Source organism: Propionicimonas sp., assembly GCF_034927565.1.
Classification (GTDB): domain Bacteria; phylum Actinomycetota; class Actinomycetes; order Propionibacteriales; family Propionibacteriaceae; genus Propionicimonas.
Map to the genome: position 1 here is coordinate 43,189 of NZ_JAYFPT010000038.1, position 19,391 is coordinate 62,579.

Sequence of the window (19,391 nt, forward strand, 5' to 3'; positions counted from 1 at the left end):
TCTCAGATGCTCAGCGCCGGGTGCAGCCGCGACATCGTCCACATCCGCTTGCGGGAGGCGGCGATCGAGGTCGCCAGCAGTGAGACCACGAAGATACCGGCCAGCACCACCACGCTGGACCAGAACCGGGTCTCCAGACCGCCGGTGATCGCCTCACGCAGCCCGGCCACGACGTAGGTCATCGGCATCCAGCCGCTGATCGCCTGCAAGAACTCCGGCGTGGTCTGGATCGGGTAGGTGCCGGAGCTGGACGCCAGCTGCACCATCAGCAGCACGATCACGATCACCTTGCCGACCGCGGAGCCGAAGGCGACTTGGAAGAACTGCTGGAGGGCGAAGAAGGCGGCCGCAGCGAGCAGCGCAAAGCCGAAGGTGGCCACCCAGTTGGCGGCGTCCAGCCCGATCGCCAGGTGCATCACGGTGAGCATGATGGTTACCTGGCCCAGGCCCAGGCCCAGCGCCGGGTTGAGTGCCCCCCACGCCATCCGGAAGCCGTTCACCGAGGTCATCAACGCGCGGCTCTGCAGCGGCCGCAGCAGCAGCCAGGTGATCAGCGCACCCACCCACAGCGCCAGTGGGATGAAGAAGGGCGCGAAACCCTCACCCCAGGACTCGGCCTGGTAGATGTGGGTGTCGGACAGTTCGACCGGGGTGGCGATCGCCTCGCCACGCTGGCTGCGCAGGCTGGCGTTGTCCTCGGGCAGTTGATCGGTGCCCTTGGCCAGGGAGGTCGCCAGGTCGCCGGCGCCGTCGCCCAGCTGGTGCAGTCCGTCCAGCAGTTCGGGGGTCTTGTCGGTGAGCCTGGTGGTGCCCTCGACGAGGGTGGAGGTGCCGTCAGCCAACTGGCGGGCGCCATCGTCCAGTTTCTCGACACCGGCTACCAGAGCCGGGGTGTTGTCCTTCAGGGTGGCCAGGCCGTCCGAGAGTTCGTGGGACGCGCCCGCTATCCGGCCGACGCCGTCGACCAGGGTGCCGGCGCCCTGACCGAGCCGACCGGCACCGTCGTTCAGCTGCTCCAGTCCATCGTCCAGCGTGGTCGCCCCGTCGTGGAGGGCCGAGCCGGCCGCCAGCAGACCGTGGTCGGGGTCGGGGTTGTCGAAGCCGGTCAGCAGTTGCCGGGTACCGGCCTGCAGGGCGGGGATGCCGGTGGCGGGGTCGGAAGCGGCCGAGCTCAGCGTGGTGAGTGCGATCGCCATCTGGTTGGCGCCCTCCGCCAGGGCGTCGACCTGACCGCGGGCCTGCGGGCTGGTGAGGGTGGCAGCGCCGAAGGCCAGCTGCTGAGCACCCGTGACGAGGTCGGCCTGGGCGGTGACCAGGTCGTCGGCGCCGGACGCCAGCTGCCCGCCGGGAGCGACGGCTACGCTGACCTGCTGCCAGCCGGCCTGCAGCTTTCCTGCTCCCGAGGCGAGGTCGGTGGCCCCGTCGTGGAGGTCGCCGATCCCGGAGTTGAGGTCGGCAGCGGCCCGGGCCAGCTGTCCGGCCCTGTCGTGGGCCACGGCGGTTCCCTGGCGCACCTGGTCGAGGATCGCTGCCGCGGCCTCGGTGTCCCCGGCCTCCAGCGTTTGCTGTGCCTTGGCGAGCGCATCGTCGAGGTCGGCCAATTGCCGGGCGGTTTGTGTGGTCCCGTCCGCCACCGTGGCGGCACCGTCGGCCAGCTCGGAGCCGTTCCCGGTCGCATCGGCGAGCCGGCCTGCGCCCGCGGCGAGGTCGGCGGTGCGCGTCCCGAGCGGTCCGTCGGTGGCGGTCGCCTCCCGGGCGCCGACCAGCCACTGCTGGGCGCCGCCAGCGAACCTGCCGGCTCCGGTGGCGTAGTCGTCGGCGCCGCCGGCGAAGGAGGTGGCACCGGCGGTCAACTCGCCGTAGCCCGCCTGCAGGCTGGTGGCACCGGCAGCCAGCGCCGGCGCGCCCGTGACCGGGGCGGCCAGTTGGGCCAGACCACCGGTGAGCGCATTCAGCCTCCCGGTGCCGGCGGCGAGTTGCGCCACGCCGTCACGGGCCTGGCCCAGAGCGGCGTTGAGCTGTCCGCTGCCGTCGACGAGCCGGTTCGCACCGTCGGACGCGGCGGTGAGGCCACCGCTCAGCTGTCCCAGCCCGTCGGTCAGGATCGGGGTGCGGTCCGCGAGGGTGTCGAGTGCGGCGACGAGTTGGGAGCCGCCGGCGGACAGGTCGGCCACCCCAGAGGACAGCGGCCCGGTCTTGGCGGTGAGCGTCCCGGTACCGGCGGCCAGCCGGTCAGCACCCTCGGCCAGGTGATCCGCGCCATCCTTGAGATCCTGGGCGCCGACGTTCAGCCTGGTGGCGCCCTTTGCGGCGGTGGTCAGGGCGTCCGACAGCGTGAAAGCCCCATCGGATGCCGTCCCGAAGCCGTCACGGGCGTCCCCCAACCCGACCAGCAGGGTGTCGACTGCCCGGTCGCCGATCCTGGTGCGGACGGCGTCGTTGATCTGCACCATCGCACTGTGGCCGAGAGTCGAGGCCAGGAACGAGTTCGAGTCGTCGTAGGTGACGTTGATGCTGGCCGGCACCGGATCGTCACCGTTCAGCGAGGCAATCGAGGCCGAGAAGGTCCGGGGAATGGTGACCGCGAAGTAGTAGGTCCCGGCCTCCAGCCCAGCCTCGGCCTGCCCTGGACTCACCTGGTGCCACTGCAGGGGTGCCTGGTCGACCAGTTCGTCGACCACATCCTGGCCGGCGTTGACCAGCTTCCCATCGCTGTCGGCGGCCGGCACGTCGGTATTCACCAGAGCGACCGGGAGCTGGTCCATCCGGGTGGTCGGATCCCAGAACGCCCAGACGTACATCGCGCCGTAGAGCAGCGGGATGAGAAGCATGACGGCGATGGCCGCACGGGTGATCGGGTGGCGGGCGAAACGGGCGAGTTCGGTTCCGTGCGAGGTCCAGGCAAACATCAAGGCGTCTCTCAGGTGGGTTGTCGTTGGCTGCTGGCAGCGGTGGGTCAGGACGCGAGGGCGAGCTGCCGCGGTGGGTTGGGCCAGTCGAGGCTGGCGAGCTCGCGAGCAGTGGCGGACGCAACCACAACGGTGACCCCGTCGCACTCGGCCAGCCGGCGCAGACTCTCCCAGATCGCCACCCGACTGCCGGAATCGCGGAGCTGGTCGAGATCGTCGACCACCAGCAGGCTGGGGTTGCTGAGCATGGCGAGCGAGAGTCGCAGCATCAGGTTCGAAGTCTCGTCCAAGGAGTGCACCACCTGACGGGCAGCCGGGACGGGGCGGTCGGCGAAGACCCGGTTGCAGACCTGCGCCACGTGGGCGTCGTCAGGACGGCGGACGACGCGATACCACGGCGCCAACCAGGCCTCGCGTTCCCGAATCGTGGCGCCGACCGTCACCTCCTCGTCCAAGTCGTCCAGACCGGCGAAGCCGACCGCCGAGGAGCGGTGCTGCACTGCCCTAGCCTGACGCGGGAGCTCATGGCCGAGCACGGTCAGCTGCGAACCGCGGGAGGGCTTCAGCCGGCCTGCCAGGGTGAGCAGTAGTGAGGTCCGTCCGGAACCGGCCGGACCGGTCACCAGCAGCAACTCTCCCTCCCCCAGCGACAGATCGAGCGGGCCGTAGACCCGGCCGCGGTTGCCGTCCAGCAGCAGGTGGTGGGCTTCGATATATTCATACTGACCGTTCATTACAAAATGTATCGTAACACCGCGCCAGCATCCGGCGAACCTCAAGCTGCTATGCCCTGCCGCAACCTGACCTCCCGATAGTGAAGGTCGGGCAAGGGCGGCGGCAGGCTTGCATAACGATCACCATTCGGTGTGATGATCGTCACCGCGCCGAGCGGCCCGGGTCTGGCCCGCCAGCCCGGATGTTCCTTCACCTGATTGCACTGCTCGCACAGCCCCTGGCCGTTCGCCGCACTGGTCGCCCCGCCCAGCCGGGCCGGCACCGCGTGGTCGATGTGACGGATCGGGGCGCCGCACCACGGCGTGCGGCAGACCTCGTCCCGGATCGCGACAAACCGACGCAGGCCCTTCGGGAACCTCCGGCGCTTCGACTCCAACGCCACCAGTCGGCCGTGGCGGGCGTACAGCCGCCGCAAGGAGGCCTGCCCGACCTTCGACGCCGAGAGGGTCAGACGACGGGCAACACCCGCCGGAATCGGGCCGTACCCCACCAACCGCGCCGGCGCCTCACCGTCACCCAGCAGGGCCTCGTCCGAGATCACCAACTGCACCTCGACCGGGACCGCCTGCGCAGCGGCCTGGCCGGTCGCCCGGCAGACGAGGGTGTCGGCCATCACCTGACCCCTACTCCGGGGGTCGCCTGCCGCGCACGCCCGGTCAGCCTCCTGAGCCAGCGCGGCATACAGCGCCACACCCTGCGCCACCGGAAGGAGCGCCGACACCAGCGCCATCGTGTCCGGCGCCGGACGGATCGTCACCCGGCGATCGGCTTCGGCCCGCGACGCCCGCTCCACCACACTGAGCGGATCCAGCTGGTAGGCCACCTGCCGGGCCCGGGCGATGATCTCACGGTCGGCCAACCGGGGAAGCTCCCCGGCCAGCGCGGCGTCAACGCGGCCCCGATCGGCCCGGGAGAGGCAGGCTGTCTCCCGCGCCACCAGCATGGCGCGGTACTCCGAGACCTCCCCGGCGCTGAACAAGCTCATCGTGTGCGGCAGTTCCCGCAGCAATACCATCGCCAACCCGGCCAGCACCCTTCCGCGATGCGGCGACTCCCGCCTGGCCAGGGCAATCTCGGCCGACACCGATGCCTCCGTCCCGGCGACCGGGCGGCCAGCAGAGCGCTGCTGTTCCTCGCGAAGTTCGCGCAGTGCCACCGCCGCGCGGGCCTGCGCGGCTGCCGCCGCGTTCTTCACGGTCTCCAGCAACCGGACGCGTTCGAGCAGTTCGACATCGCTGGCGGCATCGCCCAGCACGGCCAGACCGCCGGCCACCGCGGCCAGGGTCTGATTGCTGAGCTGCATCTCCATGATCCAACGCTAACCAGCCCCACTGACAGTTTCGTCGCGGCCCGACCAGGGCGTCGTCATGACCGTCGACGTCGGGCCCCCGGCAGGACGCGCGAGCAACCTGGCCGATATTCCGCGCGGCTCGTATGCTCGAGGCATGTCACGGTCGCACCTCGACCCGGCCCGGCTTCTGGCCGTCGCGGGTACGGTTCTCGTGGTCGGCTACGCCGCTCTCGCCGGCCTCCAGATCCTGGTGCTCAATCCGCTGGCCGCAGTGCCCGGGCACTCGCTCGGCCAGATCAACGCCGACCTCGCCGCCCAGCACGATTCGCTGGGAATGCCGGTGGTGGTGTCCATCCTCGGCCTGGGCGTCGTCGGGGGCCTTGCCCTCCTGATGCGGTTCTGGCGAGACCCGCATGCCGAGCCCCGCTCGGTCGTCCTCGGCTATCTGGGGCTGCTCACCCTGGGCGCGCCCGCCTCCTTCTTCGCTGGCTTCGGAGCCGGCATGGCCCTGGCCGACACCTATGGGATCAACGCAGGGGACTACTCGCCCTGGTCCGCACCGCTGTACGCGACCAGCCTGGTCGCGCTGCTCGGGATCCCCGTCGTGCGCTGGGTCGGCTCCCGGCGGCGCCTTCAGCACCCGGTGGCCACCTCCGGCTGACCCCGGTGCGCCCGGCCGGGACCATGACGACGGCCGGGACCACGACGACCTCCCGGAACGCGAAAGCGCCGCCCCCAGGGGCGGCGCTTCACGCTGGAACCAGCCGATCAGGCCTCGGCCGGAGCCTCTTCCTTCTCCTCCACGACCGGGATCAGGCTGAGCTTGCCCTTGTCGTCGATGTCGGAGATCTCCACCTGGAGCTTCTGGCCGACGCTGACCACGTCCTCCACGTTCTCGACGCGGCCGCCACCGGCCAGGGCGCGGAGCTTCGAGATGTGCAGCAGGCCGTCCTTGCCGGGCAGCAGCGAGACGAAGGCACCAAACGGCATGATCTTCACGATCGTGCCCAGGTAGCGCTCGCCCCTCTCCGGCATGGTCGGGTTGGCGATCGCGTTGATCAGGGCGCGGGCGGCCTCGGCAGACTCGCCGTTGTCGGCACCGATGTAGATGGTGCCGTCGTCCTCGATCGAGATGTTGGCGCCGGTGTCGTCCTGGATCTGGTTGATCATCTTGCCCTTCGGCCCGATCACCTCGCCGATCTTGTCGACCGGGATCTTCACGGTGATGATCCGCGGCGCGTAGGGGCTCATCTCGTCCGGGGCGTCGATGGCCTCGGCCATCACGTCCAGCAGGGTGTGCCGGGCCTCGCGGGCCTGCAGCAGCGCACCGGCCAGCACCTCGGCGGGAATGCCGTTGAGCTTGGTGTCCAGCTGCAGGGCAGTGACGAAGTCACGGGTGCCAGCGACCTTGAAGTCCATGTCGCCCAGCGCGTCCTCAGCGCCCAGGATGTCGGTCAGCGCAACGTAGCGGGTCTCACCGTCGATCTCCTCGCTCATCAGCCCCATGGCGATACCGGCCACCGGGGCCTTCAGCGGGACACCCGCATTGAGCAGCGACAGCGTCGAGGCGCAGACCGAGCCCATTGAGGTGGAACCGTTCGAACCCAGTGCCTCCGACACCTGCCGGATCGCGTACGGGAACTCCTCGCGCTTGGGCAGCACCGGGACGAGGGCACGCTCGGCGAGCGCCCCATGGCCGATCTCGCGGCGCTTCGGGGAACCGACCCGGCCGGTCTCGCCGGTGGAGTACGGCGGGAAGTTGTAGTTGTGCATGTACCGCTTCGTCGTCTCCGGCGAAAGGGTGTCGAGCTTCTGCTCCATGTCCAGCATGTTCAGCGTGGAAACGCCCAGGATCTGGGTCTCGCCACGCTGGAACAGCGCCGAACCGTGTACCCGCGGCAACACGCCGGCCTCGGCCGACAGCGTCCGGATGTCGCGGACGCCACGGCCGTCGATCCGGACCTGCTCGGTCAGGGTCTTGTGCCGGACGACCTTCTTCGTCAGCGCACCGAGGGCAGCAGAGATCGCCTTCTCCTGATCGGGCAGGCGCTCGGCGAGCTCGGCCTTGACAGCACCCTTGAGATCGGTCTCGGCGGCTTCACGCTCCTGCTTGCCGGCGATACTCATGACGTCCGTGAGACGGCCGGTGGCCACCTCGGCGACGATGTCGAACACCTCCGGGGTGTAGTCGAGGAAGACCGGCAGTTGCTCGACCGGCTTGTCGAACATGGCGGCCAACTCGGCCTGCGCGTCGCACAGCGCCTTGATGAACGGCTTGGCGGCCTCCATGCCCTGCGCGACGACCTCCTCGGTCGGAGCGGTGCGGCCGGAGCGGACCAGATCCCAGGTGGCCTCGGTGGACTCGGCCTCGACCATCATGATCGCGACATCACCGTCAGGCAGGACGCGGCCGGCGATCGCCATCTCGAAGGTGGCGTCGGCCGACTGCTCGACGGTCGGGAAACCGATCCACTGGTCGCCGATCAGCGCGACCCGCAGGCCGCCGACCGGGCCGGAGAACGGCAGGCCCGCCAGCGTGGTGGAGGCGGAGCCGGCGTTGATCGCCAGCACGTCATAGCGAACGTTCGGGTTCAGCGCCATCACGGTGATGACGACCTGGACCTCATTGCGCAGCCCCTTGACGAAACAGGGACGTAGCGGACGGTCGGTCAGCCGGGCAGCCAGGATGGCTCCCTCGGACGGACGGCCCTCGCGGCGGAAGAAGGAGCCGGGGATCCGGCCGGCGGCGTACATCCGCTCCTCCACGTCCACGGTCAGTGGGAAGAAGTCGATTGCGTCCCGGGGGCTCTTGGCGGCCGTGGTGGCCGACAGCAGCATGGTGTCGCCGTCCAGGTAGACACAGGCCGATCCGTTGGCCTGGCGGGCGAGCAGGCCGGATTCGAACCGGACGACATGCTTGCCATAGGAGCCGTTGTCGATGACGGCCTCGGTGTAGTGAAGGTCAGGACCTTCCATAGGGATTCCTTTCGGTCACGCCACCACTCGATCAGCGCCGTCCCGGTCTTCGATCGAGGCCCGCGGGAGCCAGTCCCTGAAGAACTGGCCCCGAAAGCCACTACCGAGGACCGAGGCCCGGATTGGTGAGCGGTGGCAGTTGGTGGTTCTGCCGGCTGACCGGCAGGTGATCGTGGTCGCGACGGGCGCGACGACGACCCTGGTTATGACGGTAGGGAGCGGCCGGACCGGCCACTCCCTACTACTGCGATGGTCAAGGTCACCGACGCAGGCCGAGGCGCGCGATCAGCGACCGGTAGTGCTCGACGTCCTGCTTGGCGACATAGTTCAGGAGGCGGCGGCGCTGGCCGACCAGGAGCATCAGGCCACGACGGCTGTGGTGGTCGCCCTTGTGCTCCTTGAGATGCTCGGTCAGGTGCGCGATCCGCTTGGTGAGCAGCGCGATCTGGACATCCGGCGAACCGGTGTCGCCCGGGTGAATGGCGTACTCTTCGATGATCTTCTGCTTGGTCTCGGCATCCATGAAGGGCTGCTCCTCTCGGTTTCCCGTTGCGCGGCGCTCCCGCTGCCGGAAGGCAACGAAGGGAATCCAGGGTCGAATCCGCCCATCGCTGGGAGCTCTTACGCGTCCGCGGCCGTCGTGACGGCGCCCATACTCTACCCGGTGGGCACCCTAATCTCCGAATCGGCCCGGAGGGTTCTCCGAATCGGCTCCGACGGCCGGTTTTGCCCACTAGGCTGCCATCGGCCACGCTGGCGCAGCCTCGGCCGGAAAGGAACCTCGCGAAGATGCTGATCGGGATCCCCCTGGAAACCCTGGGTGGGGAGACGCGGGTCGCCGCGACCCCGAAGACCGTCGCCCAGTTGATCAAGCTGGGCCACACGGTCGTTGTTGAGGCGGGCGCGGGCGCGAAATCGTCCTACCCCGACGCCGACTACGCCGCAGCCGGTGCCACTATCGGTGACCGGACGCAGGTCTGGTCCGCGCCGGTCGTGGCGACGATCAACGCCCCCACCGCCGAGGAGATCGCGCTGCTGGCCGACGGCGCGACCCTGATCGCGCAGATCGCCCCGGCCCGCAGCCCCGAACTGCTCGACCGGCTGGCCGAGCGGTCGATCACCGTGCTGGCGATGGACGCGGTCCCCCGGATCTCCCGCGCCCAGGCGCTGGACGTGCTGTCGTCGATGGCCAATATCGCCGGCTACCGCGCGGTCATCGAGGCGGCCAACGAGTTCGGCTCCTTCTTCACCGGTCAGGTGACCGCCGCCGGCAAGGTACCCCCGGCGAAGGTTCTGGTCGCAGGCGCGGGCGTGGCCGGCCTGGCGGCGATCGGGACGGCGAAGTCGCTGGGCGCCATCGTCCGCGCCACCGACGCCCGTCCGGAGGTCGCCGAGCAGGTGGCGTCGATGGGCGGGGAGTTCCTGACCGTCAAGGTCGCCCAGCAACAGGCCTCCACCGACGGCTACGCCAAGGAGACCTCGGACGACTTCAACCGCGCCTCCGCCGAGCTCTACCGGGAGCAGGCCGGGGACGTCGACATCATCATCACCACCGCCCTGATCCCGGGCAAGCCCGCGCCCAGGCTGATCACTGCCGATATGGTCGCCCTGATGAAGCCCGGCTCGGTGATCGTCGACATGGCGGCCGCCAACGGTGGCAATGTCGAGGGTTCGAGGCCCGACCAGCTGGTGGTCACCGCCAACGGCGTGAAGATCATCGGGTACACCGACCTCGCCGGACGGCTGCCCACCCAGGCCTCCCAGTTGTACGGCACCAACGTGGTCAACCTGTTCAAGCTGCTCACCCCCGCCAAGGACGGTGAGTTGGTGCTCGATCTGGACGACCAGGTGCTGCGTGGCATGACCGTCCAGCGGGCGGGCGAACGGCTGTGGCCACCGCCACCGGTCCAGGTCTCGGCCGCACCACCGGCGGTCGCCCCGCCCACCGCCGAGGAGTTGGCGGCCAAGGCAGCCCAGGAGGCCACGAAGGCGAAGGCCGCCGGGCGGCGCCGGCTGATCTGGTCGGCGATCGCCGCCGCGCTGGTGATCCTGGCGGTCACCTTCAGCCCGGCCAGCTTCGTCGGCGCGTTCACCGTGTTCGCCCTGGCAGTCGTGGTCGGCTTCTACGTCATCAGCGGCGTCTCCCACTCGCTGCACACCCCGCTGATGGCGCAGACCAACGCCATTTCCGGCATCATCCTGGTCGGCGCCCTGCTGCAGTTGGGGTCGACCGACATCGCCGTCCTGGTGATGTCCTTCATCGCGGCGGCGATCGCCTCGATCAACATCTTCGGCGGGTTCCTGGTGTCGTTCCGGATGCTCAGCATGTTCAAGAAGGAGGCGTGAGGGCATGCTGCTCCACTTCATCCAGGGCCTGTACATCGTCGCCGGGGTGCTGTTCATCCTGTCGCTGGCCGGGCTGTCCAAGCAGACCACTGCACGCCTGGGCAACCTCGCCGGCATGATCGGCATGGTGCTCGCCCTGGCGGCCACCATCATCCACTCGGTCAACCTGTCGGCCACCGAGCCGAACCGGCTCTCCCCGGCGATCACTTTGCTGTTGATCGTGGTCGTGCTGGCGATCGGTGCCGCGATCGGCACCCCGATCGCCCGCAAGGTCGAGATGACCCAGATGCCACAGCTGATCGCCGCCTTCCACTCCTTCGTGGGCATGGCGGCCGTCCTGGTCGGGTTCAACTCCTTCGCCGCGCCGGAGGCGGCCGGGGACACCGTCCACCTGGTCGAGGTGGCGCTCGGCGTCCTGATCGGCGCCTACACCTTCACTGGCTCGGTGGTGGCCTACCTGAAGCTGTCGGCGAAGATGAAGTCCAAGCCGCTCACCCTGCCCGGACGCAACCTGATCAACCTGATCGGCTTCCTGATCTTCTTCGCGTTGATGATCTGGTTCGTCATCGCCTCGGAGCACAACAATGCGCTCGGCTGGGCGTTGATCATCGCGATCGCCGTGATCGGCTTCGCCCTCGGCTTCCACATGGTGGCCGCGATCGGCGGCGGCGACATGCCGGTCGTGGTCTCGATGCTCAACTCGTACTCCGGCTGGGCGGCGGCTGCCGCCGGCTTCATGCTGAACAACAACCTGCTGATCATCACCGGCTCGCTGGTCGGCTCCTCCGGCGCGATTCTGTCCTACATCATGTGCAAGGCGATGAACCGCTCGTTCATGTCGGTCATCCTGGGTGGCTTCGGCAGCGAGGGCGGGACGGTGGCCAGCACTTCCGAGGCCGAGTTGGGCGAGTACCGCGAGATCGATGCTACCGGCGCGGCCGAGTTGCTGCGCACGGCGAGTTCGGTGATCATCACCCCGGGCTACGGCATGGCGGTGGCGAAGGCACAGTACCCGGTCGCGGACCTGACCGCGAAGCTGCGGGCACAGGGCGTGGACGTGCGGTTCGGCGTCCACCCGGTTGCCGGACGGCTGCCCGGGCACATGAATGTGCTGCTGGCCGAGGCGCACGTACCTTACGACATCGTCTTGGAGATGGACGAGATCAACGACGACTTCGCCGACACCGATGTCGTGCTGGTGATCGGCGCCAACGACACCGTGAACCCGGCAGCGCTGGACGACCCCACCTCCCCGATCGCCGGCATGCCGGTACTGGAGGTGTGGAAGGCGGCCAGCGTGATCGTCTTCAAGCGCTCGATGGCCACCGGTTACGCCGGGGTGCAGAACCCGCTGTTCTTCAAGGAGAACACCCAGATGCTGTTCGGCGACGCCAAGCAGCGGGTCGACGACATCCTGAAGGCGCTGGGCTGAACACACCGCAGATCGGCTGCAGAGCCGGCGGTGAATTCCTCGCCCGATGGGCAAGACTGTGGCGTTGGAGGTGACCCACCCGTCAGACTGGGGTTCCGCGTCCCCGACCAGAGGAGTCCGCATGATGGCTGTCGACCAGATCACCGTCCGGCTGATCACCGCAGCGGATCTGGCGGCGCTGCACGCCAGGGAGGCCCATCCCGACGCGCACCTGGCACAGCGGCATCTGGACAGACAGCAGGCGGGCGGCTACTTCTATGCCCTCGCCGAGTCCCAGGGCGTGATCCTCGGGATGAGCGCGCTCGACTGCGACCCGTCCGGCTCGCTGTGCCCGGAGTTGAAGAGCCTGTGGGTCTACCCCGAGTCGCGCCGTCAGGGTGCCGCCCGGGCGCTCACCACCTTCCTGGAGGGCCAGGCCCGTGAACTCGGCTTCGTGGAGGTCTTTCTCCGGGTCGACCCGGACAATGCCGCCGCGATCCCGATGTACATCGGCCTGGACTACACCCCCACCGGTGACCACATCGCCACCGACTACCAGTGGGTGGACGCCACCGGTAGCGCCAACACCCGCACCCAGACCGACGCGGTCTACCGCAAGTCACTGCTGCTGACCCGCTGAGCTCCTCAGCGCGGCTGCAGGACGCCGAGCGCGGTCATCCGGAGCCGCCGCTGCAGAATACCGATCTCGATCACCACCTGGTCACGCTCGGCGGCGAAACAGGACAGCACCACACCGCCGGCGAGCAGGCCGACCGCCACCCGTCCCAGTTCACCGGGATGCTCGGCGCGGACGATGACCACCGTCCCGTCGGCGAAGCACAGATCGCCGACGCCGGGGGCACCCTCGCGACCCCGAACCGCCCGCAGCGGCACCCGCCGGCGCAGCAACCGCCCGAGTGAGCCGGCTATCACCTCCGGCGACCAGGCGGAGAACTCGCTGGCCACCCGCACGGCCAGTTCGGCGAGTTCCCTGGCGTCCTGGGGGCTCAGCGAGAGGTCAGAGCCGAGTGCCGCCGCACCGGTGGTGCGCCGGAACCACGACCGCAATCCGTCCACGGCCCACATGCCTCAATTATGGGCGTGTTCACCGGGCGGGGACAGGGGCCGGATCAGCCGGCGGCGAGAATCCGGCGGGACCGGTCGACGTCTTCGGTCATTTGCTCGACCAGCGCCTCGATGCTGGTGAACCGGATCTGGCCGCGGATCCGTGCGATGAACTCCACCGTCACCGCGGCTCCGTAGAGTTCCAGGTCGTCGCGGTCGAGAACGTAGGACTCGACCCGGCGGTCGACGCCGTCAAAGGTGGGGTTGGTGCCCACCGAGATCGCCGCCGGCCAGCGTTGCGGCTGCCCGCCGGGCGGCAACGGCTCACCGTGCGCACCCAGGTTGTCCCGCCGGGTCAGCCACCCGGCGTACACCCCGTCCTGCGGGCAGGCGAGGTCGGCAGGCACCGGCAGGTTCGCCGTCGGAAAGCCCAGCTCGCGTCCTCGGCGGTCGCCATGGGCCACCTCGCCGCGGAAGGAGAACGGCCGGCCGAGGTGCTCGGCGGCCAGTTCGACGTCGCCGTCACCGAGCGCCTGGCGGATCAGCGTCGAACAGGTCTCGGTGTCGCCGTAGGTCACCAAAGTCAACCCGTCCACGGCGAAGCGGCCGGCGGCCAGGTCGGTCAGCATCGCCACGGTGCCAGACGCGCCGCGTCCGAACCGGAAGTTGGTACCCACCACCACCCGCGCGGGGTTCAGCGGCACCAGCACCTCCTCGACGAACCGCTCCGGCGGCCAGCCAGCGAACTCGCGAGTGAAAGTGACGACCTCGACGCGGTCGGCCCCGGCAGCGGTCAGCAACTCGATTCGCTCGTCGAGACTGGTCAGCAGCATCGGCGGGGACTCCGGACGAAGCACCGAGACCGGGTGCGGCCAGAAGGTGACCACCACCACCGGCAACCCGGGCTCACGTCGGCGGGCCTCCGCGAGCACCGCCTGGTGCCCAGGGTGCACGCCGTCGAAGTTGCCGATGACGACGACAGAACGCTCCACGACCACCCTTTCCGAGCCCCGATGAACGATAGCAAAACCCTCAGCCTCCCCCGACCTGGAGCGCCCCCCAGGTGCCGGACGGGCGCGGCATCGGTGTCTGGGGGCTCAGCCGGTGGTGAAGACTGCCACGGGGACGGAGCGGGCACCGGCAGGACGGTAGAGGGCCAGGAACTCCTCCCCTGCCATGACAGCAGTGGGATCGGCGGGGACCGGCACCGCGAGGGCCCGGCCGTGGCGGACATCGGTGGCTCCGGCACCGTCCACCTCGACCACCGGGAAACAGCGCCTGGCGACCTCGGCCAGCCCGAGCAGCGGAACCTCCGCTCCCGGTTCCGCGTCGAGGCCATGGGGCGACAGGTGGGGCTCCGACAAGGTGAAGGGACCGACCCGGGTGCGGCGCAGCCGGGTCAGATGCCCGCCGGTGCCGAGATCACGGCCCAGGTCGCGCGCCAGCGCCCTGATGTAGGTGCCGGACGAGCAGTCGATCTCGACGTCGACATCGAGGACGTCGAGGGGGTATCCCTCGTCTCCCACCTCCGCCCACCGTGTCCTGATCAGCTCGAAGCGGGAGACTGTGACCTCACGGCCCGCGAGCTGCACGTCCTCACCGGCCCGCACCCGGGCGTAGGAGCGCACGCCGTCGATCTTGATCGCCGAGACCGCCGAGGGCACCTGGGTGATCCTGCCACGGTAGCCGTCGACCGCAGCCGAGACTTGGTCGACGCTCACCCCCGCCGCACCGCGCGCCTCGATCAGGTCGCCCTCGGCGTCGTCGGTGACGGTCGCCTGCCCGAGCCGGATGGTGGCGGCGTAGCTCTTGTCGGTCAGCGCGAGGTGGCCGAGCAGCCGGGTGGCCCGGCCCACCCCGACCAGCAGCACGCCGGTCGCCATCGGGTCGAGGGTACCGGCGTGCCCCACCTTGCGGGTGCCGAGGATGCGCCGCAGCCTGCCGACGACCTGGTGTGAGGTCCAGCCAGCCGGCTTGTCGACGACCAGCAGGCCGTCAGTCAATCCGGCCGTCCTGGTCGGCGTCATCCTCCGCCTCGCGGCGGTACGGGTCCGCCTCGCCGGCGTAGGAGGCGCCGGCAGCCCGGGCGGCGACCTCGGCATCCAGTGCCCGGGCCCGGGCGAGCGCCTCCTCGATCTGGGCGGCCTCCTCCTCGACCCCGTCGAGCACGAAGCTGAGCGTCGGGGTGAACTTCATGCCCAGCTGCTTGCCGACCGTGGAGCGCAACAGCCCGGTGGCCGAGGCCAGTGCGGCGGCGGTGTCGGCCCGGCTGTCGGCGTCGCCGAGCACGGTGTAGAACACCGTCGCCTCCCGTCCGTCGCCGGTCAGCCGGACATCGGTCAGGGTCACGAAACCCAGCCGCGGATCCTTGATCCGCCGCTCCAGCATCTCGGCCAGCACGACCTTGATCTGCTCGGCCACCTTGGCGCGGTACGGACTGCTCATGACCGCGGCTTCTCCACCATCTCGAAGGTCTCGATGATGTCGCCGATCTTGATGTCGGAGAAGTTGGCCACCGTCATACCGCACTCGTAGCCCTCGCGGACCTCGGTGACGTCGTCCTTCTCCCGCCGCAGCGAGGCGATGGTCGAGGTGTTGACCACCACCCCGTCCCGCAGCACCCGGGACTGGGCGTTGCGGCGGATCGAGCCGTCGATGACCATACAGCCGGCGATCGTGCCGAACTTGGAGGACCGGAAGATCTCGCGGATCTCGGCCTGGCCACGGACCTGCTCGGTGTAGATCGGCTTGAGCATCCCCTTCAGCGCTGCCTCGACCTCGTCGATCGCGGCGTAGATCACCGAGTAGTAACGGATGTCGACACCGGCGGCATCGGCCATCTGGGTGGCCTTGCCCTGGGCACGGACGTTGTAGCCGATGATGATCGCGTCGGAGGCAGCCGCCAGCGAGACGTTGGTCTCGGTAATCGCACCGACACCACGGTCGATGACCCGTAGCGACACCTCGTCGCCGACATCGATCTGCAGCAGCGAGTCCTCCAGGGCCTCCACCGAACCAGCCGAGTCGCCCTTGAGAATGAGCCGCAGCTCCTGCACCTCGCCCTTGGTCATCTCTTCGAAGAGGGATTCCAGGGTGCGGCGCTTGGCGGTCCGGGCCAGCAGTGCCGCCCGCTGGCGGGCCTCCCGCTGCTCGGCGATCTGGCGGGCCATCCGGTCATCCTCGACGACCAGGAAGTTGTCGCCCGCGCCCGGCACCGAGGTCAGGCCCAGCACCTGCACCGGCATGGACGGCGGCGCCTCATCGACGGTCTCACCACGGTCGTTGATCAGCGCACGGACCCGACCATGAGCCGAGCCGGCGACGATCGAGTCACCGGTGTGCAGCGTGCCGCGGTGTACCAGGACGGTGGCCACCGGGCCACGGCCGCGGTCGAGGTGAGCCTCGATCGCGACGCCCTGGGCGTCCATGTCCGGATTGGCGCGCAGGTCCAGAGCGGCGTCGGCGGTCAGCACGATCGCCTCCAGCAGCTCGTCCAGACCCTGTTTGGTGACCGCCGAGACGTCGACGAACATGGTGTCGCCGCCGTACTCCTCGGGAATCAGGCCGTACTCGGTGAGCTGGCCGCGCACCTTGACCGGGTCAGCAGCCTCCTTGTCGACCTTGTTCACCGCCACCACGATCGGCACATCGGCCGCCTTGGCGTGGTTCAGTGCCTCGATCGTCTGCGGCATCACACCGTCATCGGCAGCCACCACCAGCACGGCGATGTCGGTCGACTTCGCACCACGGGCACGCATGGCGGTGAACGCCTCATGGCCCGGGGTGTCGATGAAGGTGATCTTGCGCGGCTTGCCGTCCACCTCGGTGGCGACCTGGTAGGCACCGATCGCCTGGGTGATGCCACCGGCCTCGCTGGCCACCACGTTGGAGTGGCGCAGCGCGTCCAGCAGCTTGGTCTTGCCGTGGTCGACGTGACCCATGACCGTGACCACCGGCGGGCGGGGCTCGAGATCCTCCTCGCCACCGGCGTCCTCACCGAACTCGATGTCGAAGCTCTCCAGCAGCTCGCGATCCTCGTCCTCGGGCGAGATCATCTCGATGTTGTAGTTCAACTCGGCGCCCAGCACCTGCAGGGTGTCGTCGGCCACCGACTGGGTGGCGTTCACCATCTCGCCGAGGTTGAACAACACCTGCACCAGGGAGGCCGGCTCGACGCCGATCTTCTCAGCGAGATCGGTCAGCGAGGCGCCGCGCCGCAACCGGACGGTCTGGCCATCGCCCTGACGGACGCGCACACCGCCGATCAGCGGCGCCTCCATCTGATCGAACTCTTGGCGACGCTGCTTCTTCGACTTGCGCCCGCGGCGGCTCGGACCACCGGCGCGACCGAAGGCACCCTGGGTTCCCGAGCCCGCGCGGCCACCACGGCCGCCGCGGCCGCCGCCAACCGGACCACCGGCATTCGGCGGACCACCGACACCACCACGGCCGGGGCCGCCACCGGGACGGCCACGACCCGCGCCGGGAGCACCCGGCCGGGCGCCGGACCGGGCCCCGGCGCCGCCGAGACCGGCGGATCGCTGCGGCATCATGGCCGGATTCGGACGCGGCATACCCGGCAGACCGCCGGTACCACCCGGACGCGGCATCCGGTCACCACCGGGACGCGGTGCGCCCGGACGATCGCCGCGCTCGCCGGTCCGCCCCTGTGCCGAGGCGCCTTCCGGACGCGGGCGACGCACACCCATGCCCTGGCTGGAGGCGAACGGGTTGTTGCCCGGCCGCGGTGCACCGGGGCGCCGGGAGCCGGGAGCCCCCGAGGCACCGGCTGCGCTGGGACGCGGCCCGGGAACCCCGGGACGCGGGCCCGGGACGGCACCGGGACGGGTGGCCGGCGCGCCGGGCCGGGGACCGGCGGCCGGCCGCGGGGTCGGCGTCGCCGGCGCGGCGGGAGCCGCAGGGGCAGCAGGAGTCGGGGTGGGGGTGGCCGCTGGTGCGGCCTTTGGCTGCGGTGCAGCCGGCGCCGGCTTCGGCTCGGTTGCCGGCGCGGGCGTGGGTGCGGCCGGCTTCGCCGTCCTGGCGGCAGGCTTGGGTGCCGCCTTCGGCTCGGCAGCCGGGGCAGGCTCTGCCGCCGTTGCGAACTTCTCCTTGATGCGGCGCTCGACAGGCGCCTCAATGGTCGACGACGCCGACCGTACGAACTCACCCATGTCGTTGATGGTCTTCAGCAACACCTTGCTGTCGACCCCGAGCTCCTTGGCGAGCTCGTAGACGCGGACCTTGGCCACTACTCTCCTTCAGGTCCGCGCAGCCGCGCTGGACCAGCTAGTTGTTCTTGCTCATTTCGAGATACTCATCGAGTGGTCATGAGCGTTAGCCCACCTTCTGGTTGATCCGCCACGGCGGCGGACGCGCGCCTGACAGTGTATCGCGTCTGCGCGGATCGGCTGAATCGGCGGCCAGCCCGCCCGGTTCAGCCCGCCAGCCGGTCCAGCAGGTCGCGGAGTTGCCGGGCGTCCACCTCGCGTCGCAGCCCCCGTCCCACCCCACGGTTGCGCAGCACCGCCGCGACGCAGCCCGGGTGCAGGTACACCCCGCGCCCCGGCAGCCGGCACCGCTCATCGACCACCACCGCGCCGTCGCTCCAGACCAGCCGGACCAGCTCCTCGCGGGCCGCACGCTGCCGGCAGCCGGCGCACATCCGGATCACCTGGGCCATCGGGCCACCCTACCCGGCCGCACCCCCGGCCCGATGCCACCGATCCACAGCCGGCGTACAGGCTTTGCCCACCCGGTTGCCAATCCGGTCGGCTGCACTGGGGACGCCATCAACCCAGAGGAGTCCCAACCATGAAGATCCGACGCCGTACCGCTGCTGCCGTTGCCAGCGCCGCCCTGGTGATAGCGGGTGTCACCGCCGGCTGCGCCGCGACCACCACCAATGCCGCTGACAGTCCCCAGACCAGCCAGACCACCGGACCGGACGGCCAGACCGGTCAGACCGGTCAGGGTGGCTTCGACACCAGCGCCCTGGTAGCAGCCCTGGCAGAAGGTCTTAATCTTGACCAGACGACGGTGCAGACCGCCGTCGATGACGCGGTCGCCGCTCTGTCGAGCCAGCCGGGCGAACCGCCCAGCGGCGGCCAGCCCCCCGACGGCCAGGCCTCCGGCGGGCCCGCGGCACCCGACAGCCAAGCCTCCGGCGCACCCGCGGCCCCCTCCGGCGAGCCGGCCCAGGGGGACGCCGGCCCCGGTGCCTCCGGCGGTGAGGGTGGCCAGGGTGGTCCTGGCGGAAACAGTCAACTCGCCGAACAACTGGCCAGTTCGATCGCCACGGCACTGGGGGTGGACGAGAGCCAGGTACTCACCATCGTCCAGGCGAATCTGCCGACGATGGGTGGGCCCGGCGGCCAGGCTGCTCCAAGCGGTGCCGCGGACGCTCCCAGCCCTCAGCCCACCACCTCTGCCTGACCGGCGACGGCGCTGATCGCCCGAGCATCCATGGGCCTCCGGCTCCCCGCCAACCCTCAACCTGCCCGGCGGCAAACCCTCAAGTAGAGGAGACCGGGGGCGGCCAGTAGTGCCACACTGCCGGGCAGGGAAGGCCACAGTCCTGCCGCGCCAACCGCGCGTCGGCAGGTCAGGTGCCGGTCGCTCGGGGGGTGCGTGCCACACCGCTGTCGGCTATCCATGTCCG

Annotated in this window: 16 protein-coding genes; 5 read left to right on the forward strand and 11 right to left on the reverse strand. The window is 69.8% G+C overall.

What is annotated here, in order from left to right; genetic code table 11:
* Nucleotides 1–2 precede the first annotated feature (2 nt).
* Genes VB080_RS07835 through VB080_RS07845 form a run of 3 tightly spaced genes read right to left on the reverse strand, consistent with a single transcriptional unit; the run spans nt 3 to nt 4,953 of the window.
* Entirely contained in the window at nt 3–2,909 is a 2,907-nt protein-coding gene (locus VB080_RS07835; RefSeq protein ID WP_323417880.1) for a YhgE/Pip domain-containing protein, read from the reverse strand.
* A 47-nt stretch (nt 2,910–2,956) separates the two neighbouring features.
* Nucleotides 2,957–3,643, reverse strand: coding sequence for an ATP-binding cassette domain-containing protein (locus VB080_RS07840; RefSeq protein ID WP_323417881.1), 687 nt, complete (start codon nt 3,641–3,643; stop codon nt 2,957–2,959).
* 41 nt (nt 3,644–3,684) lie between these two features.
* Nucleotides 3,685–4,953 (reverse strand): HNH endonuclease, encoded by a 1,269-nt coding sequence (locus tag VB080_RS07845; RefSeq protein WP_323417882.1) that lies wholly within the window; start codon nt 4,951–4,953, stop codon nt 3,685–3,687.
* Between the two features lie 136 nt (nt 4,954–5,089).
* On the opposite strand from VB080_RS07845, the gene VB080_RS07850 reads away from it, so the two are divergent.
* On the forward strand, nt 5,090–5,596 hold the full coding sequence (locus tag VB080_RS07850; protein WP_323417883.1) for a hypothetical protein: 507 nt from the start codon (nt 5,090–5,092) through the stop codon (nt 5,594–5,596).
* A gap of 107 nt (nt 5,597–5,703) precedes the next feature.
* Here VB080_RS07850 and VB080_RS07855 read toward each other — a convergent pair whose 3' ends face one another.
* Complete coding sequence (locus VB080_RS07855) at nt 5,704–7,911, reverse strand: polyribonucleotide nucleotidyltransferase (RefSeq protein WP_323417884.1); 2,208 nt, start codon at nt 7,909–7,911, stop codon at nt 5,704–5,706.
* 259 nt (nt 7,912–8,170) lie between these two features.
* On the reverse strand, nt 8,171–8,434 hold the full coding sequence (rpsO, locus tag VB080_RS07860) for a 30S ribosomal protein S15 (protein WP_323417885.1): 264 nt from the start codon (nt 8,432–8,434) through the stop codon (nt 8,171–8,173).
* A 266-nt stretch (nt 8,435–8,700) separates the two neighbouring features.
* Here rpsO and VB080_RS07865 point away from each other — a divergent pair, with 266 nt between their 5' ends.
* The 3 genes from VB080_RS07865 (at nt 8,701) to VB080_RS07875 (ending at nt 12,308) form a co-directional block, all read left to right on the forward strand.
* Complete coding sequence (locus VB080_RS07865) at nt 8,701–10,257, forward strand: Re/Si-specific NAD(P)(+) transhydrogenase subunit alpha (RefSeq protein WP_323417886.1); 1,557 nt, start codon at nt 8,701–8,703, stop codon at nt 10,255–10,257.
* Between the two features lie 4 nt (nt 10,258–10,261).
* Nucleotides 10,262–11,689 (forward strand): Re/Si-specific NAD(P)(+) transhydrogenase subunit beta, encoded by a 1,428-nt coding sequence (gene pntB / locus VB080_RS07870; RefSeq protein ID WP_323417887.1) that lies wholly within the window; start codon nt 10,262–10,264, stop codon nt 11,687–11,689.
* A 121-nt stretch (nt 11,690–11,810) separates the two neighbouring features.
* Nucleotides 11,811–12,308, forward strand: a complete 498-nt coding sequence (locus tag VB080_RS07875) for a GNAT family N-acetyltransferase (RefSeq protein ID WP_323417888.1) — start codon at nt 11,811–11,813, stop codon at nt 12,306–12,308.
* Between the two features lie 5 nt (nt 12,309–12,313).
* Here the strand turns inward: VB080_RS07875 and VB080_RS07880 are convergent, their stop codons facing one another.
* The 6 genes from VB080_RS07880 to VB080_RS07905 all read right to left on the reverse strand — a co-directional run bounded on the left by VB080_RS07880 (nt 12,314) and on the right by VB080_RS07905 (nt 18,413).
* Nucleotides 12,314–12,754, reverse strand: coding sequence for a hypothetical protein (locus VB080_RS07880; RefSeq protein WP_323417889.1), 441 nt, complete (start codon nt 12,752–12,754; stop codon nt 12,314–12,316).
* Between the two features lie 44 nt (nt 12,755–12,798).
* Nucleotides 12,799–13,725 carry a bifunctional riboflavin kinase/FAD synthetase gene (locus VB080_RS07885; RefSeq protein WP_323417890.1) on the reverse strand — a complete coding sequence of 309 codons (927 nt, stop codon included), beginning with the start codon at nt 13,723–13,725 and terminating at the stop codon, nt 12,799–12,801.
* Nucleotides 13,726–13,830: 105 nt separating this feature from the next.
* A complete protein-coding gene (gene truB / locus VB080_RS07890) occupies nt 13,831–14,760 on the reverse strand; it encodes a tRNA pseudouridine(55) synthase TruB (protein ID WP_416339618.1) in 930 nt (309 codons plus the stop codon).
* The gene (rbfA, locus tag VB080_RS07895; RefSeq protein ID WP_323417892.1) at nt 14,729–15,178 is read right to left on the reverse strand and encodes a 30S ribosome-binding factor RbfA; all 450 of its coding nucleotides are present in this window, start codon (nt 15,176–15,178) and stop codon (nt 14,729–14,731) included. The genes truB and rbfA overlap by 32 nt, the downstream gene beginning before the upstream one ends.
* Nucleotides 15,175–17,982, reverse strand: coding sequence for a translation initiation factor IF-2 (gene infB, locus VB080_RS07900; protein ID WP_323417893.1), 2,808 nt, complete (start codon nt 17,980–17,982; stop codon nt 15,175–15,177). Before infB ends, rbfA begins: the two co-directional genes overlap by 4 nt.
* Before the next feature lie 185 nt (nt 17,983–18,167).
* The gene (locus tag VB080_RS07905; RefSeq protein WP_323417894.1) at nt 18,168–18,413 is read right to left on the reverse strand and encodes a YlxR family protein; all 246 of its coding nucleotides are present in this window, start codon (nt 18,411–18,413) and stop codon (nt 18,168–18,170) included.
* A gap of 131 nt (nt 18,414–18,544) precedes the next feature.
* On the opposite strand from VB080_RS07905, the gene VB080_RS07910 reads away from it, so the two are divergent.
* Nucleotides 18,545–19,165 carry a hypothetical protein gene (locus VB080_RS07910; protein WP_323417895.1) on the forward strand — a complete coding sequence of 207 codons (621 nt, stop codon included), beginning with the start codon at nt 18,545–18,547 and terminating at the stop codon, nt 19,163–19,165.
* The last annotated feature ends 226 nt before the right edge of the window (nt 19,166–19,391 follow it).

Bases quoted from the DNA above. Each gene is read 5' to 3' on its own strand.
- VB080_RS07910 (WP_323417895.1), top strand. From the start codon at position 18,545: ATGAAGATCCGACGCCGTACCGCTGCTGCCGTTGCCAGCGCCGCCCTG.
- VB080_RS07865 (WP_323417886.1), top strand. From the start codon at position 8,701: ATGCTGATCGGGATCCCCCTGGAAACCCTGGGTGGGGAGACGCGGGTC.
- rpsO (WP_323417885.1), bottom strand. From the start codon at position 8,434: ATGGATGCCGAGACCAAGCAGAAGATCATCGAAGAGTACGCCATTCAC.
- truB (WP_416339618.1), bottom strand. From the start codon at position 14,760: ATGACGCCGACCAGGACGGCCGGATTGACTGACGGCCTGCTGGTCGTC.
- rbfA (WP_323417892.1), bottom strand. From the start codon at position 15,178: ATGAGCAGTCCGTACCGCGCCAAGGTGGCCGAGCAGATCAAGGTCGTG.
- VB080_RS07905 (WP_323417894.1), bottom strand. From the start codon at position 18,413: ATGGCCCAGGTGATCCGGATGTGCGCCGGCTGCCGGCAGCGTGCGGCC.
- VB080_RS07845 (WP_323417882.1), bottom strand. From the start codon at position 4,953: ATGGAGATGCAGCTCAGCAATCAGACCCTGGCCGCGGTGGCCGGCGGT.
- VB080_RS07850 (WP_323417883.1), top strand. From the start codon at position 5,090: ATGTCACGGTCGCACCTCGACCCGGCCCGGCTTCTGGCCGTCGCGGGT.
- VB080_RS07840 (WP_323417881.1), bottom strand. From the start codon at position 3,643: ATGAACGGTCAGTATGAATATATCGAAGCCCACCACCTGCTGCTGGAC.
- VB080_RS07880 (WP_323417889.1), bottom strand. From the start codon at position 12,754: ATGTGGGCCGTGGACGGATTGCGGTCGTGGTTCCGGCGCACCACCGGT.
- VB080_RS07875 (WP_323417888.1), top strand. From the start codon at position 11,811: ATGATGGCTGTCGACCAGATCACCGTCCGGCTGATCACCGCAGCGGAT.
- pntB (WP_323417887.1), top strand. From the start codon at position 10,262: ATGCTGCTCCACTTCATCCAGGGCCTGTACATCGTCGCCGGGGTGCTG.
- VB080_RS07855 (WP_323417884.1), bottom strand. From the start codon at position 7,911: ATGGAAGGTCCTGACCTTCACTACACCGAGGCCGTCATCGACAACGGC.
- VB080_RS07835 (WP_323417880.1), bottom strand. From the start codon at position 2,909: ATGTTTGCCTGGACCTCGCACGGAACCGAACTCGCCCGTTTCGCCCGC.